Annotated in this window: 21 protein-coding genes and 3 pseudogenes; 21 read left to right on the forward strand and 3 right to left on the reverse strand. The window is 50.8% G+C overall.

Annotated features, from left to right (window positions below):
* The 8 genes and pseudogenes from J3353_RS12985 to mobQ all read left to right on the forward strand — a co-directional run.
* Nucleotides 1-1,307, forward strand: a pseudogene (locus J3353_RS12985) (DNA topoisomerase); the annotation flags it as partial.
* 55 nt (nt 1,308-1,362) lie between these two features.
* Complete coding sequence (locus tag J3353_RS12990) at nt 1,363-3,237, forward strand: recombinase family protein (protein ID WP_207685007.1); 1,875 nt, start codon at nt 1,363-1,365, stop codon at nt 3,235-3,237.
* Nucleotides 3,234-3,560 carry a TnpV protein gene (locus J3353_RS12995; protein ID WP_055185910.1) on the forward strand — a complete coding sequence of 109 codons (327 nt, stop codon included), beginning with the start codon at nt 3,234-3,236 and terminating at the stop codon, nt 3,558-3,560. The genes J3353_RS12990 and J3353_RS12995 overlap by 4 nt, the downstream gene beginning before the upstream one ends.
* A gap of 170 nt (nt 3,561-3,730) precedes the next feature.
* The gene (locus J3353_RS13000; protein WP_007887200.1) at nt 3,731-4,045 is read left to right on the forward strand and encodes a hypothetical protein; all 315 of its coding nucleotides are present in this window, start codon (nt 3,731-3,733) and stop codon (nt 4,043-4,045) included.
* An 84-nt stretch (nt 4,046-4,129) separates the two neighbouring features.
* Nucleotides 4,130-4,690, forward strand: a complete 561-nt coding sequence (locus J3353_RS13005) for an RNA polymerase sigma factor (protein WP_207685008.1) — start codon at nt 4,130-4,132, stop codon at nt 4,688-4,690.
* Nucleotides 4,687-5,535, forward strand: coding sequence for a hypothetical protein (locus tag J3353_RS13010; RefSeq protein ID WP_007887193.1), 849 nt, complete (start codon nt 4,687-4,689; stop codon nt 5,533-5,535). Before J3353_RS13005 ends, J3353_RS13010 begins: the two co-directional genes overlap by 4 nt.
* Before the next feature lie 152 nt (nt 5,536-5,687).
* Nucleotides 5,688-5,984 carry a DUF3847 domain-containing protein gene (locus tag J3353_RS13015; protein ID WP_207685009.1) on the forward strand — a complete coding sequence of 99 codons (297 nt, stop codon included), beginning with the start codon at nt 5,688-5,690 and terminating at the stop codon, nt 5,982-5,984.
* Nucleotides 5,985-6,215: 231 nt separating this feature from the next.
* A complete protein-coding gene (mobQ, locus tag J3353_RS13020; protein WP_207685015.1) occupies nt 6,216-7,727 on the forward strand; it encodes a MobQ family relaxase in 1,512 nt (503 codons plus the stop codon).
* A gap of 64 nt (nt 7,728-7,791) precedes the next feature.
* Here the strand turns inward: mobQ and J3353_RS13025 are convergent, their stop codons facing one another.
* Nucleotides 7,792-7,956 (reverse strand): hypothetical protein, encoded by a 165-nt coding sequence (locus tag J3353_RS13025; protein WP_158538937.1) that lies wholly within the window; start codon nt 7,954-7,956, stop codon nt 7,792-7,794.
* A 92-nt stretch (nt 7,957-8,048) separates the two neighbouring features.
* On the opposite strand from J3353_RS13025, the gene J3353_RS13030 reads away from it, so the two are divergent.
* The 6 genes and pseudogenes from J3353_RS13030 to J3353_RS13055 all read left to right on the forward strand — a co-directional run bounded on the left by J3353_RS13030 (nt 8,049) and on the right by J3353_RS13055 (nt 12,878).
* Nucleotides 8,049-9,926, forward strand: a complete 1,878-nt coding sequence (locus tag J3353_RS13030; RefSeq protein ID WP_207685010.1) for an AAA family ATPase — start codon at nt 8,049-8,051, stop codon at nt 9,924-9,926.
* Nucleotides 9,927-10,048: 122 nt separating this feature from the next.
* Nucleotides 10,049-10,249: a transposon-encoded TnpW family protein gene (locus J3353_RS13035; protein ID WP_022473970.1), complete on the forward strand. Its 201-nt coding sequence runs from the start codon at nt 10,049-10,051 to the stop codon at nt 10,247-10,249.
* Nucleotides 10,250-10,277: 28 nt separating this feature from the next.
* Nucleotides 10,278-10,937 (forward strand): annotated as a pseudogene (locus J3353_RS13040) (DNA topoisomerase); the annotation flags it as partial.
* A complete protein-coding gene (locus J3353_RS13045; RefSeq protein ID WP_181967342.1) occupies nt 10,937-11,851 on the forward strand; it encodes an LPD16 domain-containing protein in 915 nt (304 codons plus the stop codon). The pseudogene J3353_RS13040 and the gene J3353_RS13045, both read left to right, overlap by 1 nt.
* The gene (locus J3353_RS13050; protein ID WP_117527438.1) at nt 11,841-12,044 is read left to right on the forward strand and encodes a transposon-transfer assisting family protein; all 204 of its coding nucleotides are present in this window, start codon (nt 11,841-11,843) and stop codon (nt 12,042-12,044) included. The genes J3353_RS13045 and J3353_RS13050 overlap by 11 nt, the downstream gene beginning before the upstream one ends.
* Before the next feature lie 108 nt (nt 12,045-12,152).
* Complete coding sequence (locus tag J3353_RS13055) at nt 12,153-12,878, forward strand: hypothetical protein (RefSeq protein ID WP_117527358.1); 726 nt, start codon at nt 12,153-12,155, stop codon at nt 12,876-12,878.
* A gap of 310 nt (nt 12,879-13,188) precedes the next feature.
* Here the strand turns inward: J3353_RS13055 and J3353_RS16365 are convergent, their stop codons facing one another.
* Nucleotides 13,189-13,716 carry a hypothetical protein gene (locus J3353_RS16365; RefSeq protein ID WP_242700966.1) on the reverse strand — a complete coding sequence of 176 codons (528 nt, stop codon included), beginning with the start codon at nt 13,714-13,716 and terminating at the stop codon, nt 13,189-13,191.
* A 1-nt stretch (nt 13,717) separates the two neighbouring features.
* Here J3353_RS16365 and J3353_RS16370 point away from each other — a divergent pair, with 1 nt between their 5' ends.
* From J3353_RS16370 to mobC, 5 genes are all read left to right on the forward strand, one after another.
* Nucleotides 13,718-14,074 (forward strand): TnpV protein, encoded by a 357-nt coding sequence (locus tag J3353_RS16370; protein WP_242700967.1) that lies wholly within the window; start codon nt 13,718-13,720, stop codon nt 14,072-14,074.
* 374 nt (nt 14,075-14,448) lie between these two features.
* Complete coding sequence (locus J3353_RS13060) at nt 14,449-18,255, forward strand: DEAD/DEAH box helicase family protein (protein ID WP_242700971.1); 3,807 nt, start codon at nt 14,449-14,451, stop codon at nt 18,253-18,255.
* Nucleotides 18,256-18,954: 699 nt separating this feature from the next.
* Nucleotides 18,955-20,871, forward strand: coding sequence for a group II intron reverse transcriptase/maturase (ltrA, locus tag J3353_RS13065; protein WP_242700968.1), 1,917 nt, complete (start codon nt 18,955-18,957; stop codon nt 20,869-20,871).
* Between the two features lie 214 nt (nt 20,872-21,085).
* Entirely contained in the window at nt 21,086-23,035 is a 1,950-nt protein-coding gene (locus J3353_RS13070) for a helicase-related protein (RefSeq protein WP_242700969.1), read from the forward strand.
* Complete coding sequence (gene mobC, locus J3353_RS13075; protein ID WP_370569207.1) at nt 23,032-23,364, forward strand: plasmid mobilization relaxosome protein MobC; 333 nt, start codon at nt 23,032-23,034, stop codon at nt 23,362-23,364. Before J3353_RS13070 ends, mobC begins: the two co-directional genes overlap by 4 nt.
* A gap of 52 nt (nt 23,365-23,416) precedes the next feature.
* Here mobC and J3353_RS13080 read toward each other — a convergent pair whose 3' ends face one another.
* Nucleotides 23,417-23,764 carry a hypothetical protein gene (locus J3353_RS13080; protein WP_207685013.1) on the reverse strand — a complete coding sequence of 116 codons (348 nt, stop codon included), beginning with the start codon at nt 23,762-23,764 and terminating at the stop codon, nt 23,417-23,419.
* Nucleotides 23,765-23,854: 90 nt separating this feature from the next.
* Here J3353_RS13080 and J3353_RS13085 point away from each other — a divergent pair, with 90 nt between their 5' ends.
* Both J3353_RS13085 and J3353_RS13090 read left to right on the forward strand, forming a co-directional pair.
* A complete protein-coding gene (locus J3353_RS13085; RefSeq protein WP_207685014.1) occupies nt 23,855-25,237 on the forward strand; it encodes a relaxase/mobilization nuclease domain-containing protein in 1,383 nt (460 codons plus the stop codon).
* A 260-nt stretch (nt 25,238-25,497) separates the two neighbouring features.
* Nucleotides 25,498-25,781, forward strand: a pseudogene (locus tag J3353_RS13090) (hypothetical protein); the annotation flags it as partial.

Genomic DNA, 25,781 nt, shown 5'->3' on the forward strand with positions numbered 1-25,781 from the left:
GCTGGTGCGTTGGTCATCTGGTGGAACTGGCTCCGCCTAATGTCTACGATGCCAAGTATGTTAAGTGGAGCATTGCAGATTTGCCCATCCTGCCGCAAAAGTGGCAGTATCTTGTGTCTGCATCCACCAAAAAGCAGTTTGGTATCCTGAAAGACCTGATGAACCGCCCGGATGTGGACAGCGTGATCTGTGCTACGGACGCAGGGCGCGAGGGAGAACTGATCTTCCGTTTGGTGTATCAGCAAGCAGGCTGCAAAAAGCCCTTTTCCCGCCTGTGGCTGTCCAGCATGGAGGAAAATGCTATCCGGGAGGGCTTTGCCCACCTCAAACCGTCAACTGAATACGATGCGCTGTACAACGCAGCGCTCTGCCGGGAACGTGCCGACTGGATGGTCGGCATCAATGCGTCTCGGCTTTTTTCGTGTCTGTACAACCAGCCCTTGGCAGTGGGGCGTGTTATGACCCCAGTACTTGCCATGACGGTGGTGCGGGAAGCCGCCATCGCTGCCTTTGTGCCGGAGAAATTCTACACGGTAGATCTGGAACTGACCAGCGGCTGCACGGCATCCAGCCGCCGCATTCCTGAAAAAACCGTTGCTGAAAACCTGTTGGAAGCCTGTCGAAAGGAGATGGTGGCAACGATCCAGCGCATCACCCGCAAGGAAAAGTCCGAGAATCCGCCGCCGCTGTACGACCTGACCACCCTTCAGCGAGATGCCAACCGCCTGTTGGGATACAGTGCGCAGCAGACGTTGGACTATGTGCAGTCGCTTTATGAAAAACAGCTCACCACCTATCCGCGCACCGATAGCTGCTATATTGCTGACGAGGATGAGGAAATGCTGGAAGAGCTGGCCGAGGAATTGGAAGATTTTCTCGGCTTTGTCAGCGAGGATGCCGACGATGATGTTCCCCGGACGCGGCGCACCGTCAATCGGCAGAAAGTCACCGACCACCACGCTATCCTGCCTACTCGTAGTATGCTGCAAGCCGATTTGGATGCTCTGCCCAAGGGCGAACGGAACATTTTGAAGCTGATTATCGCCAGAACCTTGATGGCAGTCAGCAAACCTTTCCGGTATCTGGAAACTCTGCTCACCACCGAATGTGCAGGCGAAGAATTTACAGCCAAGGGCAAAGAGATTCTGGAAGAAGGCTGGAAAGCGGTGGAGCGCAAGGTTCTGGCCGATATTCTGAACCGCAAAAGGGAGTTCACTGCTCTGCCGCAGGTGGAGGAAAGTGAGTGCGGCATTCTCAATGCAGAACTGAAAGAGGGACAAACGTCCCCTCCGAAGCATTTTACCGAAGCTATATGCTGTGAAAGGGGGATAAGAAATCGCCCATAGAAAGGAGAGTTTTTCAATGAAAGCAAAGAAAACGGACAACGGCAAGATAACCGCACTATACGAGCGTCTTTCCCGCGACGACGACCTCACAGGCGACAGCAACAGCATAATCAATCAAAAGAAACTGCTTGAAGATTATGCAAGGGAACATGGCTTTACGAATTGCGTCCACTTTACCGATGACGGCTGGTCTGGGGCAAACTTCGAGCGTCCGAACTGGAAACGCATGATTGCGGGAATTGAAAGCGGCGAAATCGGCTATGTACTGGTAAAGGATTTAAGTCGTGTCGGCAGAGATTATCTGCAAGTGGGATTTTACACAGAAGTCATGTTCAAGGAGCGGGGCGTCCGTTTTATTGCCATAGCAAACGGAGTTGACAGCGACAAGCGCGAAAGCAGCGAGTTTGCCCCGTTTTTGAATATTATGAACGAATGGTATGTGCGTGATAGCAGCCGAAAAATAACAAGCGTTCTCCACGCAAGAGGAATGTCCGGCAAGCATACAAACAGCCATTGTATTTATGGCTATAAGAAAGACCCTAATGACAAAGACCACTGGATTATCGACGAGGAAGCCGCCGAGGTAGTACGCCGGATTTACCGCATGGCGTTGGAGAGCAAAGGCCCGTATGAAATTGCCCGTATCCTTGCTTTGGAAAAGGTTGAAAGACCGTCCTATTATCTTGCACAGCGCGGCGTGGGGAAACATCAGTCTAATTTTAACCCCGCTGAACGGTACACATGGCGTGGCGGCACAGTTGCCGATATTCTATCCAAGCCGGAGTATATGGGGCATACAGTAAACTTCCGCACCTATAAAGAAAGCTACAAAGACAAACGTTCCAGAATGACACCCAAAGAGGATTTAGTCATTTTTGAAAATACGCAGGAAGCAATTATTGACAAGGAAACATGGGAGCGCGTTCAGACTTTGCGAAAGACAATCCGTAGGACAGATACCATAGGCACAGCAAATCCCTTAACAGGCTTGATGTTCTGTGCTGATTGCGGGGCGAAGATGTATAACCACAGGGGCAAGGCTGGCAATGCGCGGGATTGGGCAGGGCGACCAACTGGAAAGAAACGTCCAGACCGCGACGAATACAACTGTTCCCGTTATGATTTAGGCAATCAACACTTTGATGATTATTGCACCACACACCTTATCCGTACTGCCGTTGTTAATGAATTACTGCTTGAAGCGATAAAGGAAGTTTGCGACTATGCACAGAACAACGAAGCCGAGTTTATGGCGCAAGTCTGTTCCGCTTCCGAGGACAGACAGGCAAAAGCGGCTAAAGCTATCCGACAGAGGAAACAGCGCAGCGAAAAGCGCACCGACGAATTGAGCCGCTTAATTCGCAAGCTCTATGAGGACAATGTAAATGGGCGGCTTTCAGACAAGCTCTTTGAACAAATGTTGCATGATTTTGAAGCCGAGTTAGAGGGCTTGACCGATAGTATCACACAAGACCAGCAGGAGCTTGACCGCATAAGCAGGGAAACCGTCAATGCCGAGAAGTTTCTTGCCCTTGTCAAAAAATATACGGATTTTTCCGAACTCACCCCCGCAATGATAAATGAGTTTGTTGAAAAAATCCTTGTTCATCAAGCCGAGGGCAAAGGCGCAAGCCGTACACAGGAAGTCGAGATTTTCTTTAACTTTATCGGCAAGGTAGAAATCCCGCGCAAAGAAATTGAACTAACAGAGGAAGAAAAGGCAGCATTAGCGGAACAGGAACGACGCAGGGCGAAGAAAGCCGAGTATAACCGCCGCTATATGGAGAAGAAGCGCAGACAATGGAAAGAGCAACAGGAACGGGAGAAAGAACAGCAGGAAGCTCTTGAATTACCCGCTGCTTCCACCGAGAAAGGAGAACGCATAGCATGAGAATACTCATTGACAATGGCAACACCCCCGCCGCCCCGCGCCCGTATATCGGGCATTACGGGCGGTTGCGGAAAGCCTACCTTGAACAGTACCGCCCCGACCTCTACACCGCCCTTGTCGCAAATGAGAAGCTGCATGAGCATTGCGCCGAGATTGACGAAGCCGCCCGGAGCCGGATTGACCTTATCATGCCGCAGCTTGCAAGGAGCGCGGGAGCTACCGAAGCACTCAAAGCTACCGACCCCATGAAATGGGTGGGACTGATGAACGCTTGCAGGGCGCAAGCGGAGGAAATCGCCAAGTTTGAGCTAATCTATGTTTGACGGTCAAGAGCCGGAAAAAACAGAAATCTTGCGATAACAGCCGCCCCGACGAACCATTCCCTGTCCGGGCGGTTTCTATTTGAAAATCCTCATTTTCCCCAAGTCAAGAGCCGGGAAAAACACCCGAAAAATGCCCCTATTGCGTAACAGGGGCATGGAAAGGAGCTTACATGAGAACAGGGCTTACCAAACAGGAAAAGACCACCGATATATGGTTTGACGAGAAAGACCCCCTTATCCATATCCGCACACACAACACCGACTTAAAGAAGCGGCTTGCCGCCTACTCCGGACAGCACCCCGACCAGTGCCGCCAGACCGACGCAGACCCCGAAACGGGCTGCATGGAGTTTGAAATTGCAAAGGGGCGTTTCTCTTTCCGTCTGACCGCCCCATACAGTGAGGAACGGAGGAACGCCGCCAGCAAAGCGGCAAAGAAACATTCCGGCAACTTGACACACCCTATTCAAAAAGATGTGCTATAATTTTTTTGAAAAAGTTTCGGATTAGATGTAGTATTTGCCGCTGAAACCGTAGTACATAGGTGAAGCCCGAAAGGAGGCGGTGAGATGATAGACGACGAAAAAATCATAGAAATGTTTTTTGGACGTTCAGAACAAGGCATACGAGAGCTGGATATAAAATACGGAAAGGTCTGCCACAATCTTTCCTACCATATCGTAGGCAGCAGACAAGACGCGGAGGAATGTGTAAACGACGCTTATTTAGGCGCATGGAACGCCATTCCCCCGGCACGACCTAACCCGCTGCTATCTTATCTTGTTAAAATCGTTCGGAACATTTCACTCAAAATCTATTGGAGAAAGGAAGCAGCCAAACGGAGCAGCCATTACACGATTGCTTTGGAAGAAATTGAAGCCTGTATAGCAGCCCCGAATACAGTAGAAACAGAAATCGAAGCCAAAGAGTTAGCCCGTATCATTGAAGCATTTTTAGACACGCTGACTACCGAAAACCGCGTTATTTTCATGCGCCGCTATTGGTTTTCCGACAGCTATAAGGACATAGCCGAGTTTATGGGGCTTTCAGAAAAAAACATTTCTGTCCGGCTGACCCGTATCCGCGAGAAGATGAAGCAATATTTGATTGAAAGAGAGGTATTCGTATGAATGCAAAGAAGTTTTCCGACGCTATGAGCGAGCTTGACACAAAATATGTCGATGAAGCTCTCAACTACAAGAAGAAAGCCAAAAAGCCCATTTGGGTAAAGTGGGGGGCTATTGCAGCTTGCTTGTGCTTGATGATACCATTGACCGCATTTGCCGTTGATATAATTCAATATAATGCAGCGGTTGATTATCTCAATTCTCTCGGCATTGCTGTTGAAGATTTGAGCGACTATTCTCATAAAGAAATAAAAGAAGCTGCAAAAACGATTGACGCAGGAGAAAGTAACCCGTTGACTGAAGAAATCCTTAGTCTAATACCAGAAAACAAAGAACCGCTCGATACACCGACGCAGGTAACATCTGAGCAAATTAAAGAACTAACACCGACCATGACAAGAGAAGATGTTCTTTCTCTTTTAGGTGACACACAAGATGTTGGCTCAGGCATTTATATATATCTTTACGAAGTAGACCAACAATACCTGCTGCGTATTCCTTTTGCAAGCGATGAAGCACAATTAGGTGTAACAGGAGAAGATTTGCTAAAGGCATTGGTTCCCATTTCTGGAGATATTGCTCCTATGGTCTATGTAAATGATACGCTTTATCAAATCGTTGACTCTCAACCCAACTTCGCAGATGAAAAAAGTTCTTTCAATTTGTTAGGAAAAATCGAAAACACAGTTAGTTCTTCGGAAGAACCAAAAGAAAATTTCCAAGCAAATGATGATATTGTAGGGGCTGCGGTTTATCAGTACGGCGATAACATTGTCGTTGAGTTTGAGGGAAAATACTGGTTATATGAACACTATCATAACACAGACTTTGACGGAAACTCAGACTGATATGCCCCACGCCCAAACAAGCCATACTTCTGATGAAAAAGTATCCGAACAAAACCTTCTTGCAAAGTAAATAAGTTTTCTATTTTACAAGGGCAGCCGAGAAAATCGACTGTCCTTTTTCTATGCTTATGAGCAGAAAGGAGCGCCCAACCATGACAAAGCCAAGAGAGAAACCCCGCGAGGAGTTGCAAGCCGAGATTGAGGACGGAAAGAAGAAAATCCGGCAGTTTGAGAACCGGGAAAAGATGTTGCGTCAAAAGCTATCCAAAGAGGAATGCAGAACGCGCAGCCACCGCCTTATTGTCCGGGGCGCAGTCTTTGAAAGCATTGTGCCGGAAGCAAAAAACATGAGCGACGAGGAAGCCGCAGCACTTCTTAGGCTTGCACTGACGAGTGAGCCGGTACGGGAATATCTGAAAAAACGAGCCGAGAACGGGGACGCTGAATAAATCCCTTAGACACTAAGGGCGCACTTATACACCCTTGCGGGCGTGTGCGCTCTGCCGAGGGCTTATCTCCGCACAGGGAACTTTCCCCGCGCTCCGATATGGCGGCTTTGCCGCAACAAGGGGCTGCACCCCTTGCGCCGCTTCACGGCTATCCCTGCACACCCACAAAAACAGTACACCCGCCGTTGGCGTCTGTACCATTTTTGCGGGTTTTATTATCCTATCCGGGAGGTGATACCCATAGCCATTTACCATTGGAACATCGGCATTGTGAGCCGAGGAAAAGGCAAATCAGCCGTTGCCGCAGCCGCCTACCGAAGCGGCGAAAAGCTGACAAACGAATGGGACGGAATGACCCATGACTACACCCGCAAAGGCGGCGTTGTCCATACAGAAATCATGCTGCCGCCCCACGCACCGCCCTCATTCGCTGACCGTTCAACCTTGTGGAACAGCGTGGAGCTTTACGAGAAAGCCGGGAACGCCCAGCTTGCGCGTGAGATTGACGCAGCACTCCCCATAGAATTATCCAGAGAGAAACAGATCCGGCTTGTCCGGGAATACTGTTCCTCTCAATTTGTTTCCAGAGGAATGTGTGTGGATTTTGTTATCCACGACACCAACAGCGGCAACCCCCATTGTCATATTATGCTTACCATGCGCCCCCTTGACGAGCGCGGCACATGGACAGCGAAATCCAAAAAGGAATATGACCTTGATGAAAACGGCGAGCGTATCCGCTTGCCAAGCGGCAGATACAAGACGCACAAAATTGACCTTACAGGCTGGAACGACAAGGACAACACCCTCTTGTGGCGCAAGGCGTGGGCTGACTATACCAACGACTTTTTGGAGAGGAACGGAAGCCCGGAGCGTATCGACCACCGCAGCAACGCCGAGCGCGGCATAGACGAGATACCCACCGTCCACATGGGCGTGGCGGCTTGCCAGATGGAGAAGAAAGGCATCGCCACCGAGAAAGGCGAACTGAACCGAAATATCCAAAAGGCAAACCGCCTTATCCGGGAAATCCGGGCGCAGATTGGGAAGCTCAAAGAATGGATTGCCGACCTGTTCAAAGCGCGGGAAACCGCCCCAGAACAGCCGTCGCAATCTCCCGACCTCGCAAATCTGCTGATGAAGTATTTGAGCGTTCAGAGAGAAAAGAGCCGGAAGTATTCGCAGCGTTGGCAACAGCAGCACGCAGCCGAAGAACTGAAAACCATAGCGGCGGCGGTCAACTATCTTTCCGAGCATGGTATCTCTAATCTTGATGAGCTGGACGCAGCCCTTTCCTCTGTCAGTGATAGAGCCTATTCAATCCGGGAGGGAATGAAAACCGCCGAGCAGCGCATGAAAGAACTGCAAAAGCTGATAGAGAACGGCGAGAATTATTTGCAGTATAAGCCCATTCATGCCGAACTGAAAAAGCTGAAAAACGGCTGGACGAACAAACGGGATAAGTATGAGGAAGCCCACCGCGCCGAACTGACCCTATGGAACGCAGCAAGCCGCTATCTCCATGCAAATCTGACAGATACAAAGACGCTGCCTATCTCCAAATGGAAACATGAATACGCCGACCTCAAAGAGCAGAGAGATACCGACTACACCAAACTGAAAGCTACCCGCGCCGAGGTTGCCGAGCTTCAGAAGATACGCAAGTGCGTTGATATTGCACTGAAAGCCGAGCAGCCGGAGCAGACACAGAACCACACCAAGCGGCAGGAACAGGAGCGATAAAGAAAAGGACGGGCAAGCTGATTTGCCTGTCCGTCCTCTATTCCCATCCGACAAAGGAATGTGTTCACTTCTTATCGGGTAAAAATGTCATTATAACGCCAGTAATGCCGATAACTGAAAAGATTAAAGCCCATTTGAAACTTAAATCAAAAAAAGCCACATTGCCATATCCTAACATCAGCAGGATACTAACTAAAATCAATGCTATACCTTGCAGTTGCCTTTTCATACAATCACACTCCTTTGTCAAATTCAAGTTTGTTGACTTTATTTTACTTCAAAACTATGAACAATTCAACCACAGAAAGAGAGGTATTAACCATGTATTACACCCAAGAGCAGATAGACCGCGCCAACCAAGCCGACCTTGTTTCTTTCCTGCAATCACAGGGCGAGCAGCTTACCCGCGCCGGGAATGAATACCGTTGGAAACGGCACGACAGCTTGACCGTCCGGGGAAACAAATGGTACAGGCACAGCCAGAGCAAGGGCGGCGGCCCCGTTGATTTTGTCATGGAGTTTTTCGGCAAGAGCTTCACCGAAGCCGTTGAACTGCTGACAGGCGAAAAAGGAGCCGCCCCGCCGCCGGACAGACATTGCCCCGCGCCCCTATCCGACTTCCGACTGCCACCCCGCAGCACCGACAACCGCATAGCGAGGAACTACCTCACAGCAGCCCGCCGCATTGATGAAGATGTGACGGGCTTTTTTCTTTCCAATGGCGACATTTACGAGGAAGCCGCCCACCATAACGCCGTATTCGTCGGCAGAGATGAAAGCGGCATACCGCGATACGCCCATCAGCGCGGCACAGCCGGGAGTTTTCGGCTTGATGTGAAAGGCAGCGACAAATCCTTTAACTTCTGCTACCGTGGCGAGGGCGAAAGGTTGTTTGTCTTTGAAGCCCCGATTGACCTTTTATCTTTCCTCTGCCTGTTCAAAAAGGAATGGCAGAAACAAAGCTACCTTGCACTGGGCGGCGTGGGAGAAAAAGCCCTGCTGCGTTTCCTCTCTGACCGTCCGAACATCAAGACCGTTTACCTCTGCCTTGACAGCGACCAAGCCGGAAACGACGCTTGCAGCCGCCTTGTGGAGCTTATGCCGGAGGGCTTGACCGTCCACCGTCTTATTCCCCTTTTCAAAGATTGGAACGAGGTGCAGACGCGCCGGGGAGAAATCGCGGACGGGAAGTATATCCGGGAAGCGATTTACGGCTTGAAAGAGCCGCCGCAGGAAGAAACCGTTGAGATTATCCGTATGAGCGAGGTGGACACACAGACCGTTGAATGGCTATGGGAGCCGTATATTCCCTTTGGGAAAGTAACCATTGTGCAAGGCAATCCCGGCGAGGGCAAGACCACCTTTGCCCTACGCCTTGCCGCCGCCTGCACCACCGGGGGAACGCTGCCGGGAATGAAGCCCTTGCCGCCATTCCAAGTAATTTACCAGACCGCCGAGGACGGGCTGGGCGATACCGTCAAGCCACGCTTGATAGAAGCCGCCGCAGACCTTGACCGGGTGCTTGTGATTGATGAAGCCAAGCGGGAGCTTACCCTCTCCGATGAGCGCATAGAAAAGGCAATCACGCAGAACGGGGCGCGGCTGATTATCCTTGACCCCATACAGGCGTACATGGGCGAAAAAACCGACATGAACCGCGCCAATGAAGTGCGCCCTATCTTTCGCCGCCTTGCCGAAGTTGCCGAGCGTACCGGGTGCGCCGTTATCCTTATCGGGCATTTGAACAAAGCGGCGGGCGGTCAATCAGCCTATCGCGGTTTAGGTTCTATCGACTTCCGGGCGGCGGCGCGGAGCGTCTTACTCATTGGGCGCGTGAAGCGCGAGCCGAATGTGCGCGTAGTCATTCACGACAAATCTTCCCTTGCGCCGGAGGGGAAGCCCGTAGCCTTTTGCCTTGACCCGGAAACGGGCTTTGAATGGATAGGCGAATACGACATCACCGCCGACGAGCTGCTGTCCGGCGCGGGCGGCAACAACGCCACCAAAACCGAACAGGCGGAACGGCTGATACTGGATTTACTGGCAGACGGGAAAGAGCTTGCCAGCGAGGACATAGAGAAAGCCGCCACAGAAGCGGGCATATCCGCCCGTACCGTCCGGGCGGCAAAGAGAAACCTTGACGGGCGCATTACCTCAAAGCGCATTGGCGCGGCATGGTATCACGCTCTTAAAAAGTGAAACGGCAAAATCCAAGTGGCAAAACCCAGATACCTTGCCACTTTGCCACTTCGCCACTTCAACCTCAAAACCACCGCCCCATGTATGACCGCATGGGGCTTTTCTCATGGAAAGGAGAGCCTATGAACAACGACACCAGCAACCGCAGCACCCCCGCAACCGCTTCCCCTCTGACCGTAAAGGAAGCCGCGCCACCTGTAATGATAAAGAAAATCGGAAAGACCACCTACCGCGTCAAAATTCATTTCAGTGAAACGAGCAAAGAAACCATGAGCGACAAAATCAAGCGTCTGATTTTGAATGACAGCGAAAAAAGTTCTTAAACACCCTTGACAAAACGTATCAGAAGATACGCTCCTGCACTCGATGGAAACTGCCAGTGCGGACAGTATGCCGGAAGGCGTGGAGCGTCAGGGCATCGGCACTCCGGCCACTCGTGCCGCCACCATCGAAAAGCTGGTACAGAAAGGCTTTCTGGAGCGCAAGGGCGACAAGAAAACAAAGGTGCTGCTGCCCACCGACAAAGGCAAAGCCCTTATCACGGTGATGCCCGAAGAAATCCAGTCCGCTGATATGACCGCCGACTGGGAAACAAAACTGCTGCGCGTAGAGCGCGGCGAAATGGAGCCGGAAACATTTATGACTGAAATCAACGATATGATCTCCTCGCTGGTAAACACCACCGAGGCCGTGAAAGGAGCGAGTGCGCTTATGAAAAACAAAGTGATTGGTGTCTGCCCGAACTGTGGCAATTCCGTTGTGGAGCGTGAAAAGGGGTATTTCTGTGAGAACCGCGAGTGCCGTTTCGTGCTGTGGAAAGATAACGCTTTCTTTAAGCGGCTGGGCAAGCGGATGGACGCTCATGTAGCGAACAGGCTGCTGCGGGATGGCCGAGTGCGCCTGAAAGACTGTAAGAGTTCCAAGGGCAAGACCTACAATGCTACTGTCCTGCTGTCCACCGAAGCCGATGGCCGCAGCAAGTTTTCGCTGGAATTTGAGGGTGGCCGCTGATGGAGCAGAAGAAGGAAGCAATCTACCTCATCAATGATGAACGCTATCTGCACCTCCGGGAGAACGGCGCAGGTGTCGGCTTTGCTACCTATAATAAGGTGACGGGCGAACCTCTGGAAAGCGGGCAGATCTCCGAAAAAAATCTGCCGCCGGATGGCAGGAACATGATGTCTGCTGCCCGGAACTGGTATCTGTTTGAACTTTCGGACGATGACCGTAAGGCCATCCAACTTGAAAGCGTAAAAATCCTTGAAACCATCCCGCAGGCTGGCATCGGCAGGCGGCGTATCTGGGAACCCGAAACGATACCGCCCGATATTCGGCTCATCAACAGCTATTACGACGATCTTCACCGCGTTCCTGATGGTGGTGTGATTCAGGTGGACTACCCGGATGGCCGTAGTTTTACGTCACGGCTGGAATATCTGGACGATTACCATTTTGACATGGGTGGTCTGGGCAATGTGTTCCACATCTGCCAGTTTGCTGAGGTGATGGAACGCAATGGAGCCGACTATTACCCAGAGATTCAGACACAGGATGAACAGGGCGCATGGGAATTGGGCGGCAAGGGTTATCTTGCCATCCAATCTACCGATGAGGGCTGGAACTACACCATTTACCACAGCGACTTCTCCGTGATGGATGGCGGTCAGGTCGATGCCCCGGAACTGACGATTCAGGAAGTCCGGGAGCAGATTCTGGAAGCGCACCACATGGAAAAAGGTCGGCGGCTGTTGCAGGATTATGATTTTGTGATGGACAGAGCCGCAGAAGCTGAAAAATTGGGGCTGAACCAGCGGCACTCTACGCTGGAAAAGCTGGCTGCTCTTGCTGGCACAAAAGAAAAATGCGATGCCCCGGAGTGCAGCCCTATCGGGTGCAGGAAAGCGAGGGATGCTCATGAACTTTAATGGTGAAGAACTGATGCTGATGATCCTCTACAATCCCGGCACCCGGCTGGGGCTGATGCAGGAGCTGCGGCTCATGCAGTGCTACCTGATGCCCGATGAAACCGCCCTGCGAGAATTGTCCGAGCAGGTCATTGAAAAGCTGAAACTTATGACCGATGCTGAATTTGCCGAGTTGGAATTTCCGCTCGACTAAATTTTTGCCGCCGCTTGGCGGCATACATATCCTCTTTTGTAATGGCAAACAATATGGTATAATTCAAATGATATAGCTATTTCATAGCCAATCTATATGGAGGATACTATGACTGACGAAGAACGCGAATCCAAACAAGGCTCTATTGATATCAGAAAATTGCCTGGATATGAAGTCAATATTCGTTTGACTTCATTTATAGATGCCATTTTAGTGTGTAATGCCAATGCCGTAAGTTTCCGAAAATGGCACGATAAGATAAACACCCCTGCTCTTGTGGTGATGCTTAAGGAACCAGCAAATTATTCCCTACGCCATGAAACCAATCTCGAACTTCAGCGACAATTTTCAAATTTCTTGATGTCAGCATTTGCAGTAAGAGATCACTGGTATGCACTCAGAAATGAATATTACATCGGCACAGCAGTGAATGAAAAAATAAACGCGTTCACAAGTGAAACGTTTGGAAAAAATGAGTTGGCATCTTTTATGCACGATTTCAGAAATTATATTACCCATAAAGGCTATCCACTAGTCAGTCAAACATTTTCTGAAAAAGATCATCGCCTTATTAACGATGTCCGTTTTGAAAAAGAGCAATTATTAGAGTACAAAAAGTGGTCTACACTTTCAAAACAATATATAAACCGTATCGAGAATAGCATTAGCCTTATTAGTTGTGTTTCGGAATATTCGGAAATTCTCAGGCTCTATTATTATACTCTCGTTAAAATGCTCGAAGAGTGGCATAAAGAAGATCTTTCATTACTCAAACACTATAAAGATTCATACGGCTTAAAAATCAACATCGTTCAAACAAAACTCCCTCAATAAAATATATTCGTATGCGAGTGGTATCGACCACTCGTTTTTTATTTTTACAAAAAATGAAAGGAGGAACGCCATGCCAAATAAAACGCAAGAATACCTCAACCTTGCCCAGCAAACGGCAAAAGAGCTGACTCGGTATTGGGAAAACTGGACGGACTACCTGACCACTGCATCCCGGCTGTACAAGTACAACTATGCAGACCAGCTCATGATTTACGCCCAGCGGCCTGATGCCACCGCCTGCGCCAGCTTCGACCTCTGGAATGATCGCATGAATCGCTATGTCCGGCGCGGCTCCAAAGGCATCGCCTTGTTAGACCAGTCCAGCAGTGTGCCGCGTCTGCACTATGTTTTTGATGTGAGCGATACCGGGGTGCGCCGCAATTCTCGTGACCCGGAGGTGTGGCAGCTCGGCCCCGATCTGGTTCAGCCTGTTTCGGAAATGCTTGCCAGAGAGTACGGTGTTCAGCAGGAAAATCTCGGCCAGCAAATCGCGGACATCTGCGGCAGGCTGGTGGATTCCTATTGGGATAACAACAGCGGTGACATTCTCGACATCGTTGACGGCTCTCTCCTGATGGGGTATGATGAAGCCGGACAGGAGTTCCAGTTCAAATCTGCCGCCGCAATCAGCATCACCTATGCTGTTCTCGAACGCTGCGGCTTTGAGCCGGAAGGTCATTTTGACCGGGACGATTTTCAGGCGATCTTCTCCTTTTCCACTCCTGCCGCTGTGTATGCACTGGGCACCGCAGTCAGCGAGTGCAGCCGTGAGCTGCTGCGCAGCATCGAAAGAACTGTAAAGACGACCATTCGCCGTCGTAACGTAGAAAGGAGCCAATATGAATATGAACAGCAGGAACGTGACCTACTCGAAAGTCGGAGATTATCTGCTTCCGAACCTGACCCTGCCCCAGCAGGAAAAAGCATTGGGCAAGTACGGGCGACTGCGCCGGACTTACCTGATGAAGCATCGCCCGGTACTGTACAACTCGATGCTCCTGTCGGGAACTCTGCATCCGCACCTGTTGGAAGTGGAGCAGAGCGCGGAGAGCCGGATACAGCAGACCATGCAGAAGCTGCTGGAGCAGAATCCGGCTCCGAACAAAGAGCAGCATCAGATGGAGTGGGTGCAGCACATGAACAGCCTGAACGCACAGGCCGAGGAACTGGTGATGAACGAGCTGATTTACAGCTAAGTTTCTTCGACACCCACATTCCTACCGAAGCGAAACAAATTGAATCCATCGACCAAGCGGAGAGCGAAAAATCGCCCTCCGCTTTCTCTTTGTCACAGGCCGACATTGAAAATGCTCTGCGGAGAGGCTCCAACTTTGAAAACAGCAAACTTCGGATATGGAAAATTTATCAGTTGCAGCCTGACCGAAACCTCCGGGCAAAAGCTCTTGCCAAAGAATATGCTCCAAACGGACCCGGTGGCTCCTCGCACACCTATCTGGATGGAAGTCGCGGCTGGCTTGACCATGACAGCAAGGGCTTGACGTTTGAACACTATCCAGACCACCAGAAAATTCTTCTTCGCTGGAATCAGGTCGAAAAGTATATCGACCTGATGATTCAGTCTGACCGCTATCTGTTCGACAAAGAAAAAAGAATCATCGACTTTCCCCTTGAACTGAACGACACCAGTGCTGCCGAATACACTGCATTAAAAGAGCAGTACCCGGACACTCTCATTGGTTTTGAAGCTGGCGGCAATTTTATGTTCTATGGCGAAGATGCCGCCAAGGTCGCAAAAATCATCAACAGTGCTTTGTTCATGAGAAACACTGCACTGGGCGAAGTTCAAATCACGGGCTTTCTCCCTAGCTTATGGGCAAAAAGAGCAAAAGAATTGTGGTCTGCGGGCAATGATGTGTACCTTGCCGGGTTAAACGAGGATGGCACTCACCACCAGACCAAGCACTTGCGCAAAGAGGACTATCTGCCCATCGGCTCCGTTATCAATATGGATGACCGGAAATTTCGGGTCGATAGCGTGGATTTTGACAAGGACAAAGTTTCCTTGCAGGATATGACTCTGGCCGATGCCCGGATGCCGATTTTCCGGGAAGAGCCGCTGACTGTTGTCCGGGAACTGTACGAACAGCAGGATGAAGCCCTTGATACTGCTCCAGAAAAAACTCCCGATTACAATGTCGGTGATTCCGTTGTTGTAGACCTTCCAACCCGAACCATCGAGGGAACTATTGGCTATGTAGGCGAAACCGATGTGCGCATCGACACCAGTGCACAGGGCTATTCGTGGAGCAATGAGGTACTGAACAAGCAGCAGTTCGAGGATGGACTGCGGCAGGATGAGCCGGAACTTTCCGATGAAGAACTGGATAAGCTGCCCACCTCTGTGGAAGTTAACGGCGAATGGCAGACTTTCTCGGATGCCGCTGCCGCAGACAAAGCTCTGAACGCCGAACCTGTGCCGGAAGCTGCCGGAAACTTCCACATCACGGACGATCATCTGGGCGAGGGCGGCGCAAAACAAAAATATGCCCGGAACGTTGAAGCCATCCGCACCCTGTTCCAGTTGGAGCAGGAGCATCGTGGAGCCACCGCCGAGGAACAGCAGGTTCTTTCGCAGTATGTCGGCTGGGGCGGTCTGCCGGATGTCTTTGACCCAGACAAGGGCAACTGGGCAAAAGAATATTCCGAATTGAAAGGTCTGCTTTCCGAGGACGAATATGTTGCTGCCCGTAGTTCCGTTCTGAACGCCCACTACACCAGCCCTACCGTTATCCGCGCCATCTATGATGCAGTCGAGAAAATGGGGTTCCGCAACGGCAACATTCTGGAGCCGAGCATGGGCATCGGCAACTTTTTTGGTATGCTGCCGGACACCATGCAGGACAGCCGCCTATACGGTGTGGAGTTGGACAGTGTCACAGGCCGTATCGCCCAAAAGCTCTACCCGGATGCCAACATTAAAGTTGCCGGTTTTGAAACCACTGACCGCCGCGACTTCTATGACCTTGCAGTGGGCAATGTTCCTTTTGGCCAGTACCGGGTAAACGACAAGGCGTACAACAAATTAGGTTTCAGCATCCACAACTATTTCTTCGCCAAGGCCATCGACCAAGTGCGTCCGGGCGGCATCGTGGCATTCGTCACCAGTCGCTACACGCTGGACAGCAAAGATTCTTCTGCCCGCAAGCACATTGCCGAACGTGCTGATCTGCTGGGTGCTATCCGTCTGCCGAACACTGCGTTCAAAGCAAACGCAGGAACAGAAGTCGTCAGCGACATTATTTTCCTCCAAAAACGTGACCGCCCTATCGACCATGAGCCGGACTGGGTGCAGCTTGGCAAAACGGAAGATGGCTTTGCCATCAACAGCTATTTTGTAGACCACCCGGAGATGGTGCTGGGTGAACTGACTTCCGAAAGCACCCAGTATGGCCGGGAGGAATGCACTGTGCGTCCCATCAAGGGCGCAGTGCTGGTGGACCAGCTTGCAGAAGCCATCCAGCATATTGAGGGGCAGTTCACGGAAGTCGAGGTCGAAACACCAGATATTGCGGATGCCGAAAACGAGAAGCATATTCTCCCGGCTGACCCGGATGTGAAAAACTTCTCCTACACGGTGGTGGACGGTGAGGTGTTCTACCGGGAAAACTCCGTGATGACGCAGGTGGAACTTTCCGACACCGCCAAGGGGCGTGTCACCGGCATGGTGGAACTGCGGCAGATCGTCAATGACCTGATTCAGCAACAGTTGGAGGATTACCCAGATGCCGACATCAAGGCAACACAGGAGCGTTTGAACGCCGCCTACGATGCCTTTACTGCAAAGTACGGCTTGCTGAACGACCGCAAAAACGGGCGGCTGTTTGAGCAGGATTCCTCGTATTATCTGCTGTGCTCGCTGGAAAATCTGGACGAGCAGGGGCAGCTCAAGAGCAAGGCGGCGATGTTCACCAAGCGCACCATTCGCCCGGAGCGCACCGTCACCAGCGTGGACACCCCCAGCGAAGCGTTGGCGGTATCTATTGGTGAGCATGGCAAAGTGGATTTGCCCTATATGGCAGAACTGCTGGGCACTCCCGGTGAGTACGGGCGCATTACCACAGAGTTGTCCGGTGTGATCTTCAAAGACCCTGCCGCCGACCCTACCGACCCGGAAGCAGGCTGGCAGATGGCAGACGAGTACCTGTCCGGTGATGTTCGTGCTAAGCTGCGGATGGCGCAGTTTGCTGCCGAAACGAACCCGGAATTTGCTGTCAATGTCACCGCATTGGAAAAGGCGCAGCCTAGAGAACTGGAAGCCGCCGAAATTGATGTGCGGTTGGGCGCAACATGGCTGAACCCGGACATTATTCAGAAGTTTATGACCGAGACGTTCCAGATCCCCTACTATCTGCGCCATGCAGTCAAGGTGAGGTATTCTCCTTATACCGCAGAGTGGCGTGTGGAGGGCAAAACTGCCACCGGGCGGGGCGATATTATCTCCTCCGAGACCTACGGCACCAGCCGTGCTAATGCCTATAAGATTCTGGAAGAAACGCTCAACCTGAAAGATGTCCGCATCTATGACACCATCGAGGATGCCGAGGGCAAGCCCAAGCGTGTGCTGAACAAACGGGAGACCATGCTGGCGCAGCAGAAACAGCAGGTCATCAAGGATGCTTTCGCCAACTGGGTCTGGCAGGACCCCCAGCGGCGCATTGCGCTGGTGAAGCAGTACAACGAGCTGTTCAACTCTACCCGCCCCCGTGAGTATGACGGAAGCCACATCCATTTTGTCGGCATGAACCCGGAGATCACCCTCCGGGAGCACCAGCGCAACGCCATCGCTCATGTGCTTTATGGCGGGAATACGCTGCTTGCACACGAAGTTGGCGCGGGCAAAACCTACGAAATGGCGGCATCCGCTATGGAAGCAAAACGGCTGGGGCTGTGCCAGAAATCGCTGTTTGTGGTGCCCAATCACCTGACGGAGCAGTGGGCAAGCGAGTTTCTGAACCTCTACCCCAATGCCAAGCTGCTGGTAGCACGGCGCAAGGATTTTGAAACTGCCAACCGCAAAAAATTCTGTGCCCGCATCGCCACCGGGGACTACGATGCCGTCATCATCGGGCATAGCCAGTTTGAGCGCATCCCGCTGTCCTTTGAGCGGCAGGAACGTATCATTCAGGAGCAAATTTATGAAACGCTTGCCGCCATCAATGAGCTGAAAGTCCACGCAGGTGAGAATTTCTCCATCAAGCAGATGGAAAAGACCCGGAAAACGCTGGAAACCAAGCTGGAAAAACTGCGCTCCGATGAGCGTAAAGACGATGTAATTACCTTTGAACAACTGGGCGTTGACAGGCTTTTTGTGGACGAGAGCCATTTTTACAAGAACCGTGCGAAACGTTGTGCATAAGCCCTTGTTGACAGCAAGGACGAAAAGCACCATGTGATTGCACTTAGCAATAAGAAAATATCACAGAGAACTTTAATCTCGAAATCAGAGGTGAAATTCCTCTGCCGTACAGAACCAATGTCGAGGAACAGAATTCCTGAGAATAGGTCAAAATTCAAGACAGTACGAGAGCTAATACTCCACTGTGCGTTGCCACCTGTAAGTGTGCATTGTACAGAGCGTGGTGAAGGCGTAACCTGAAAACCTAAACCTCTGCAAAGAGGCATGGATAATAATGGTGCGGGCTTCCGAAACCTATGGCTATCCGTTAGGGAAAGCTATGCAGCATCGTAAGAGCGAACGGCATCCGAAAGGGTGACCCTTGGAAAAAGTGTGTGTGGCTGGTTTTTCTGCACACGCCCTGTGGGATGAAATCCCCATCAGGAATCATGCAGCAACTGTGGTTCAAAGCATGGTTAGATTTTCCCGGTGTAAGGTAGCGGCCTAAGGGTTTCAGAACAAGGATAGAGATTAAGGAACGTTTGAGAGCCTGTTGTTGGAGCGTTACAGCGCAGTGAAAGCAACAGGAAGTCAGCCGTATCATAGTAGTCTGGGCTGGGTAATGCCAGTCATACGGAATTGAAATATTCCATGGCGAAGGATACGAGTCAAATCGATTTGTAAATTTCACAAAACGAAAATCCTATAACTCCCTGAAAGATGGGTGACGAACTGCGAGGTGAAAACCTTGTGCATTTGAACGTCAGATTTTCAACGGAAACGGAACTTAAAAGGATTCAGGACTTTCTCTATGAGAAGTCCGGTCAAGGAGTATCGTTCACCGGTCTGGTGGAAGCGATGGCAAATGAAGTGACCATTGTAACCGCCGTCCACAATATCAAGTCCAACAAAGGCAGCAAAACTGCTGGCGTGGATAAGATAAAAATGGACAAATACCTTCAAATGCCAAAAGATGAGCTTATTTTATTGATTCAATCGTGTTTTCGCAACTACCGACCCAAGCCAGCCCGCCGTGAATATATCGAAAAGAGTAACGGAAAGAAAAGACCGCTGGGTATCCCCACTGTATTGGACAGGATCATACAGGAGTGCGTGTGTATCATTATCGAGCCGATCTGTGAAGCGAGATTTTATCCGCAAAGCTACGGTTTCCGCCCCTATCGGGCACAGAAACACGCAATCCGGGGTATCATCAATGTCATAAATGCCGGATGCAAATCGCCTGACCAACCCGTGTGGGCAATTGAGGGCGACATCAAGGGATGCTTCGACAATATCAATCACCGCCTGCTGCTCCAAAAGCTCTGGAGAATCGGTATCCATGACAAGCGTGTGCTGAAAATCATCAGTCAGATGCTGAAAGCTGGATATATGGAAAATGACCTATTTCATGCAACAGAGCTTGGCACACCGCAGGGTGGAATCCTTTCACCGCTTTTATCCAATGTCTATCTGAATGATTTCGATTGGTATGTTGGTCGTATGTATATGGAACCGCACAGACAGTGCAAGCACAAAGGCAACGATACGAGGCGACTAAAATGGGCTGGCGTAACACCAAAGTACAATTATCGCTACGCCGATGATTGGGTGATTCTGACATCAACGGAGAAGGAAGCACTCCGCTTGAAACGTGTTTTGACAAAATATTTTCGGAACAGAATGAAACTCGACTTGTCGCAGGAAAAGACCTATGTAACAGACCTGCGGACAAACGGTATACACTTTCTTGGCTTTGTGGTAAAGGCTGAACGAAAACGGAAAACTCCTGACCCGGCAACATGGACAAACCATTTGGTTGGAAAGCCGCTGCCGGATATGGAGCGGCTAGGAAAGAAGACTAAGAAACTGCTCGAAGAAGTGCACCGCATAGAACTTTGTCAAAAAGTCAATGTGCAGGCTGCGCAAATTCAGTACGTTAACTCTGTCATTATGGGTATGGCACAGTACTTGCAGACATCTATCTGTGCTCATGCCTACCATGCGATAGACCGCAGAGTAAACAATGCGGCACTGGCCGTATGGAAAAAGCTGTACCCAAAACGGTACAACTCCATGCAGGTGCCGCTGAAGGTGCTCTGCAATCTTCCTGACCGCCACAAGGGCTACGACAGTAAGACATTTGCTGTATGGGTCGAAGGAAATTGGTTTGGTATAACTTATGCGTTCATCACGCATAGTCACTATGAATCCAAGCCATTTGACCAGAAAATGACACCGTACACAGCGGAAGGGCGTAGGCGATATGTAAGTTACCGTACTAAGCACAAGCCGCTTCCGTGTGACCGTCCATCCGTTAACTCCCCAAGCGATATTGCAATATCAGCGTACGCAAAGGGAAGGATGAATTTTGAGTATTATATGAACCGGGAATATGCTTACAGCAGGGACAAAGGAAAATGTAAATGCTGTGGAAATGCCTTCTCACCCATGCTTCAAAAGCATTGTCACCATGTTAAAAATAAGCTTCCACTTGATAGAATCAATAAAGTACCGAATCTGGTTTGGCTGTGTGAACCATGCCACCGCATGGTTCACAACAGTCCAATACCGCCTGAGCTTAATGCAAAGACGGTAGGCAAAATTATGAAATACCGCGAAAAACTTAAAATGTGAAATTTACAGCCACTTTATGTCCGTGAGGACGCAAAGTGTTGAAATCTGAAGGAAGAAAGTAAATCGATTTGATGGTACGCCGGGTGCGCTGAAAGGTGCACGCCCGGCGTGAGGTGGGGGAAAACTTGGAGATTACTTCAAAAAGTTACCTATCACAACAAAGCAGACTACTCTGCGGACTGCTTCGCAGCCGCAGGGGTGCTGCACATTCTTTTTGACCACAAAAATGCGGAATGTCGCAGGATTATCCACCAGCGAAGCCCAGAAATCCAGCGATATGTTCGGCAAGTGCCGCTATCTGGACGAGATCACCGGAGGCCGCGGCGTGGTGTTCGCTACCGGCACCCCGGTGAGCAACTCCATGACCGAGTTGTACACGGTCATGCGGTACCTCCAGTACAGCACCTTGCAGCAGAAAAAGCTGACGCACTTCGACTGCTGGGCATCCACCTTTGGTGAGACGACCACGGCCATTGAGCTTGCCCCGGAGGGTACCGGCTACCGTGCCCGCACCCGGTTCGCCAAGTTTTTCAACCTCCCGGAGTTGATGTCCATGTTCAAGGAGGTTGCGGACATCAAGACCAGCGACCAGCTCCGCCTGCCTGTGCCGGAAGCGAAGTTTGAAACGGTGGTGGCAAAACCCTCAGAGATCCAAAAGGAAATGGTGCAGGAACTGAGCAAACGTGCGGCAGAAATCCACTCCGGCATCGTGGATGCGTCCGTGGACAATATGCTCTGCGTCACCAACGATGGGCGCAAGATTGGATTGGACGTTCGCCTGATGAACCCCATGCTGCCCGATGACCCCAACAGCAAGCTGAACGTCTGTGTGCAGAACGTGCTGAAGATCTGGGAGGAAGGCAAAGACCAGAAGCTGACCCAACTTTTGTTCTGTGACCTCTCAACACCAAAGAACGATGGCAATTTCAACGTCTACGATGACATTCGCAAAAAGCTGATTTCTGCCGGAGTGCCGGAAAACGAGATCGAGTTCATCCACAACGCCGACACCGAAGCGAAAAAGGCGGCATTGTTCTCCAAAGTGCGCTCTGGCGATGTGCGAGTTTTGCTCGGAAGCACTGCAAAAATGGGAGCGGGCACCAACGTCCAGTCCCGGCTTGTGGCAGTGCATCATCTGGATGTCGGCTGGAAGCCCAGCGACATGACCCAGCGCAACGGTCGCATCATCCGGCAGGGCAATATGAATAAGGAAATCAAGGTGTTCAACTACGTCACGGAAGGGACATTTGATTCGTACCTCTTTCAGACCCTTGAGAATAAGCAGCGATTCATCAGCCAAATTATGACCAGCAAATCCCCGGTGCGCTCCTGTGAGGATGTGGACGAGCAGGCGCTTTCCTATGCGGAGATCAAGGCATTGTGCGCCGGAAATCCGCTCATCAAGGAGAAGATGGATTTGGATGTGCAGGTGGCAAAGCTGAAGGTGCTAAAAGCCGACCACCAGAGCCAGAAATTCCGCTTGCAGGACAAGCTGCTGACCAAGTTCCCGGCTGATATTCAGGAGACGAACGCCCACATTGCCGGGCTGAAAGCCGATGCACAGCTTGCCGCCGCCCACCCGCAGGGCAAGGAGGAGTTCTGCGGCATGACCATCAAGGGCGTGACCTACGACGAGAAAAAGACCGCCGGTGAACGTCTGGTCCTTGCCTGCTCCGAACTGCCCAACGCCGAAGAAAAAGTCATCGGCAGCTACCGGGGCTTTGAACTGTCCCTGCGGTTCGACACTTTCCGCAGTGAATATCAGGCACTTTTGAAAGGGCAGCGGAAGTACACGGTGCCCTTGGGCACTGACCCTCTGGGCAACATCATCCGTCTGGATAACTCCCTGAACAACTTCCCGGAGCGCATCACTGCCGCCGAGAACGAGCTGGCCACCTTGCATCAGCAGCAGGCGGCGGCGCAAATCGAGGTGGAGAAACCCTTCCCGCAGGAGGAAGAACTGGCAGAGAAGTCCGCTCGCCTTGCGGAACTGAACGCCCAGTTGGATGTGGACGAAAAGAGCCATGAGCCGGAACAGGAGGAAGAACCGGAGGATGCACCTCGCCGCCCCTCAGTGCTGGCGGCGCTGGAGGAAAAATCGGACAAGCCGGAGCCGGTGAAGCCTTTCCGCAGCTATTATGATAAGGACGGTGATGCCCGGTGAGCGACCGCCGCGACCAGCAGCTCCATTTCCGGGTCAGCAAGCAGGAACTGGAACGCATCTGGAGCAAGATGGAATCCAGCGGTATTTTGAGCATCGGTTCCTATCTGCGCAAGATGGCACTGGATGGCTACTGTCTGCATCTCGATTTGCCAGAGCTGCGGCGCATGGCCTATCTCCTGCAAATGTGCAGTAATAACTTGAACCAGTATGCCAAAGTCGCCAATGAAAACGGTCAGGTCTATACTGCCGATTTGGAGGATTTGCGCACCCGGTTGGACGAATTAGTAGAAGTCAGCAAGCAAATCCTTGCAAAGCTGACCGAATTGTAACTTTGCCCGCAGTCAAACACTGCGGGTTACATAAACTTTATTTGTACAAAAATCACCACTCGTCTTCGTCATCATCCTCATCGAGCAGTAAATCTTCAAATTCATCGGAATCGTCTGGTGCAAGACGCTCCGGGTGAAACCGCATATTAAATTGTTCCTGCGCCAGTTCCCGAATCTCTTGCCGCTTGTCGTGGGCTTTATTGTTCAGCCACTTAATCTGCTCCTTTGAAAGTCTCCACGGCAGAGAAAGCAGCTTATTTTCAATCATCTGTGCAGAACGCACATCAGGCGGCAGCGCGGCACACTTTTTGCAGATATGCGCTGCATGACCTTTGCCCGAAAACTTTTCATTTGCTTTATACTCGCCGCAGACTTTACAATAGTGTCCGTGCTTCTTCATGTGACCGTATCCCTTTCACAGATACTTTTTATCAGTGTACCAAATTTTGAAGTCAATTCCAATTCATTTTTAAGAAAAAGGGGGAGTTCGATGGCTGCAACACGATTGATAGCATTACACAAAAATAAAGGCAAATCGGTTGCGGCCTGCTTAAAAAGCCGCACGGACTATGCACAAAACCCGGAGAAAACCGAACAGGGCGAACTGGTCAGCAGCTACGAGTGCAGCCCTCTAACGGTGGACGAAGAATTTATGCTGTCCAAGCGGCAGTATGAACTTACCACTGGGCGCAGACAGAAAAGTGATGTGATCGCCTATCAGATTCGGCAGTCTTTCAAGCCCGGTGAGATCACCGCAGAGGAAGCTAATAAGGTGGGCTACGAGCTGGCAATGCGTTTTACCAAAGGCAAATATGCTTTTATCGTTGCCACCCATACGGACCGGGAGCATATTCACAACCACATTATCTACAACTCCACCGCGTTGGACAGTACCCGGAAATTCCGGGATTTTTTATTGTCCGGGCTGGCCGTGCAGCGGCTGAGCGACCTGATCTGCCTAGAGCATCAGCTCTCCATCATTGAGAAAAAGCCCTACCGGGAAAGACAAAAGCGCACACTCTACCTACCCAAAGAAAGCAATCGTGACCGCCTATGCAGCGTGATCGACACCATTCTGACCGAAAAGCCCAACGACTACGATGATTTTTTGAAAAAGCTGGAGCAGCAGGACTATGAAGTCAAGCGCGGGAAATACACCTCCGTCAAGGGCGCACGGCAGAAACGGTTTATTCGGTTCCGCACTTTGGGCGTAGGATACAGCGAAGAAGAATTGAAAGCTGTGATTGCCGGAAAAGCTGAACATTGTCCGCATCAGAAGCAACAGCCGAAAGAGAAACCGTTCAACCTTCTGGTGGATGTGCAAGCAAAGCTGGCCGAGGGTAAGAGCGGCGGCTATGCGCGGTGGGCGAAAAAGTACAATCTGAAAGAAATGTCCAAGACACTGATTTTCTTACAGGAAAAGAAAATCGGCAGCATCGAGGAAATGCAGGAACGCGTGGACGCTGCCACTACCCGCTATCACGAACTGGGAGATTCCATCAAGGCGGCGGAAACGCGCATGGCCGAGATTGCCGTTCTGCGGACGCACATCGTCAACTATGCGAAAACACGCCCGGTGTACGATGCCTACCGCAAGGCCGGATATAGCAAGCGTTTTCTGGAAAACCATCGTGCAGAGATCGCACTGCACAAGGCAGCAAAAACGGCTTTCGATAAAGCCAATCTAAAAAAACTCCCCAAGGTCAAGGAACTGGATGCAGAATATTCCAAGCTGCTGACAGATAAGAAAGTAGCTTACCCGGACTACCGCAAAGCGAAAGACGAGATGCAGGAACTTTTTCGTGCGCAACGCAATGTAGAACTGTTCTTTGTAGAAGAAAAGAACACCACCGAAAAAGCGCAGTCCCGATAAACGATGACAGCCTAGGAATCTTCCTTGTGGGAGAGTCCTAGGCTGTCTTTTTTGTTATAGAAGTGTTTGGAACAAACGCGCAGCCTGCATCGGTACGATGCAGATCAAAAGGGGGTTGGGCACAGCTCAACAAGCATTTTGAATTTGGATTTGAAAAATCCGATTCAAAAATTGCAAGTTGGTACCAATTTGCCCTGCTTGCCACAACAATGCGTCCTTTTTGTCCGCAGCTTGAAATTTTTAGATTGGAGAAAAACGCCATGCCAACCTTGGAATGGATCGGTAAAAATAAAGTCGTGAACCATCATCAGGAAGTTCCCTTCCGGGTGCTGGAGCGGCAATACAGTTTTGATGAGCAGGGGCAGCACACCGAGAACAACGACAGTGAGAACATGATCATCCACGGCGATAATGGCGATAATCTTGAAGCACTGAAAGCCCTGTTGCCGCAGTATGAGGGCAAGGTGAAGTGCATCTATATCGTTATCTTAACCCCCATTCTAATGAGTATCCTAAGTTCAGAGAATGCAGTAAGATTAAATTT

It is taken from the genome of Faecalibacterium sp. Marseille-Q4137, assembly GCF_017377535.1.
Taxonomy (GTDB): Bacteria; Bacillota; Clostridia; order Oscillospirales; family Ruminococcaceae; genus Faecalibacterium; species Faecalibacterium duncaniae.

What these genes read in the sequence shown, in the direction of transcription:
- J3353_RS13080 (WP_207685013.1), bottom strand. Translation starts at nt 23,764, where the DNA reads ATGAAGAAGCACGGACACTATTGTAAAGTCTGCGGCGAGTATAAAGCA.
- J3353_RS16370 (WP_242700967.1), top strand. Translation starts at nt 13,718, where the DNA reads ATGAATATGAACAGCAGGAACGTGACCTACTCGAAAGTCGGAGATTAT.
- J3353_RS13005 (WP_207685008.1), top strand. Translation starts at nt 4,130, where the DNA reads ATGATAGACGACGAAAAAATCATAGAAATGTTTTTTGGACGTTCAGAA.
- J3353_RS12990 (WP_207685007.1), top strand. Translation starts at nt 1,363, where the DNA reads ATGAAAGCAAAGAAAACGGACAACGGCAAGATAACCGCACTATACGAG.
- J3353_RS13025 (WP_158538937.1), bottom strand. Translation starts at nt 7,956, where the DNA reads ATGAAAAGGCAACTGCAAGGTATAGCATTGATTTTAGTTAGTATCCTG.
- ltrA (WP_242700968.1), top strand. Translation starts at nt 18,955, where the DNA reads ATGGGTGACGAACTGCGAGGTGAAAACCTTGTGCATTTGAACGTCAGA.
- J3353_RS13045 (WP_181967342.1), top strand. Translation starts at nt 10,937, where the DNA reads ATGGAGCAGAAGAAGGAAGCAATCTACCTCATCAATGATGAACGCTAT.
- J3353_RS13085 (WP_207685014.1), top strand. Translation starts at nt 23,855, where the DNA reads ATGGCTGCAACACGATTGATAGCATTACACAAAAATAAAGGCAAATCG.
- J3353_RS13035 (WP_022473970.1), top strand. Translation starts at nt 10,049, where the DNA reads ATGAACAACGACACCAGCAACCGCAGCACCCCCGCAACCGCTTCCCCT.
- J3353_RS13050 (WP_117527438.1), top strand. Translation starts at nt 11,841, where the DNA reads ATGAACTTTAATGGTGAAGAACTGATGCTGATGATCCTCTACAATCCC.
- J3353_RS13000 (WP_007887200.1), top strand. Translation starts at nt 3,731, where the DNA reads ATGAGAACAGGGCTTACCAAACAGGAAAAGACCACCGATATATGGTTT.
- J3353_RS12995 (WP_055185910.1), top strand. Translation starts at nt 3,234, where the DNA reads ATGAGAATACTCATTGACAATGGCAACACCCCCGCCGCCCCGCGCCCG.
- J3353_RS13060 (WP_242700971.1), top strand. Translation starts at nt 14,449, where the DNA reads ATGATTCAGTCTGACCGCTATCTGTTCGACAAAGAAAAAAGAATCATC.
- J3353_RS13030 (WP_207685010.1), top strand. Translation starts at nt 8,049, where the DNA reads ATGTATTACACCCAAGAGCAGATAGACCGCGCCAACCAAGCCGACCTT.
- J3353_RS13055 (WP_117527358.1), top strand. Translation starts at nt 12,153, where the DNA reads ATGACTGACGAAGAACGCGAATCCAAACAAGGCTCTATTGATATCAGA.
- J3353_RS13015 (WP_207685009.1), top strand. Translation starts at nt 5,688, where the DNA reads ATGACAAAGCCAAGAGAGAAACCCCGCGAGGAGTTGCAAGCCGAGATT.
- J3353_RS13010 (WP_007887193.1), top strand. Translation starts at nt 4,687, where the DNA reads ATGAATGCAAAGAAGTTTTCCGACGCTATGAGCGAGCTTGACACAAAA.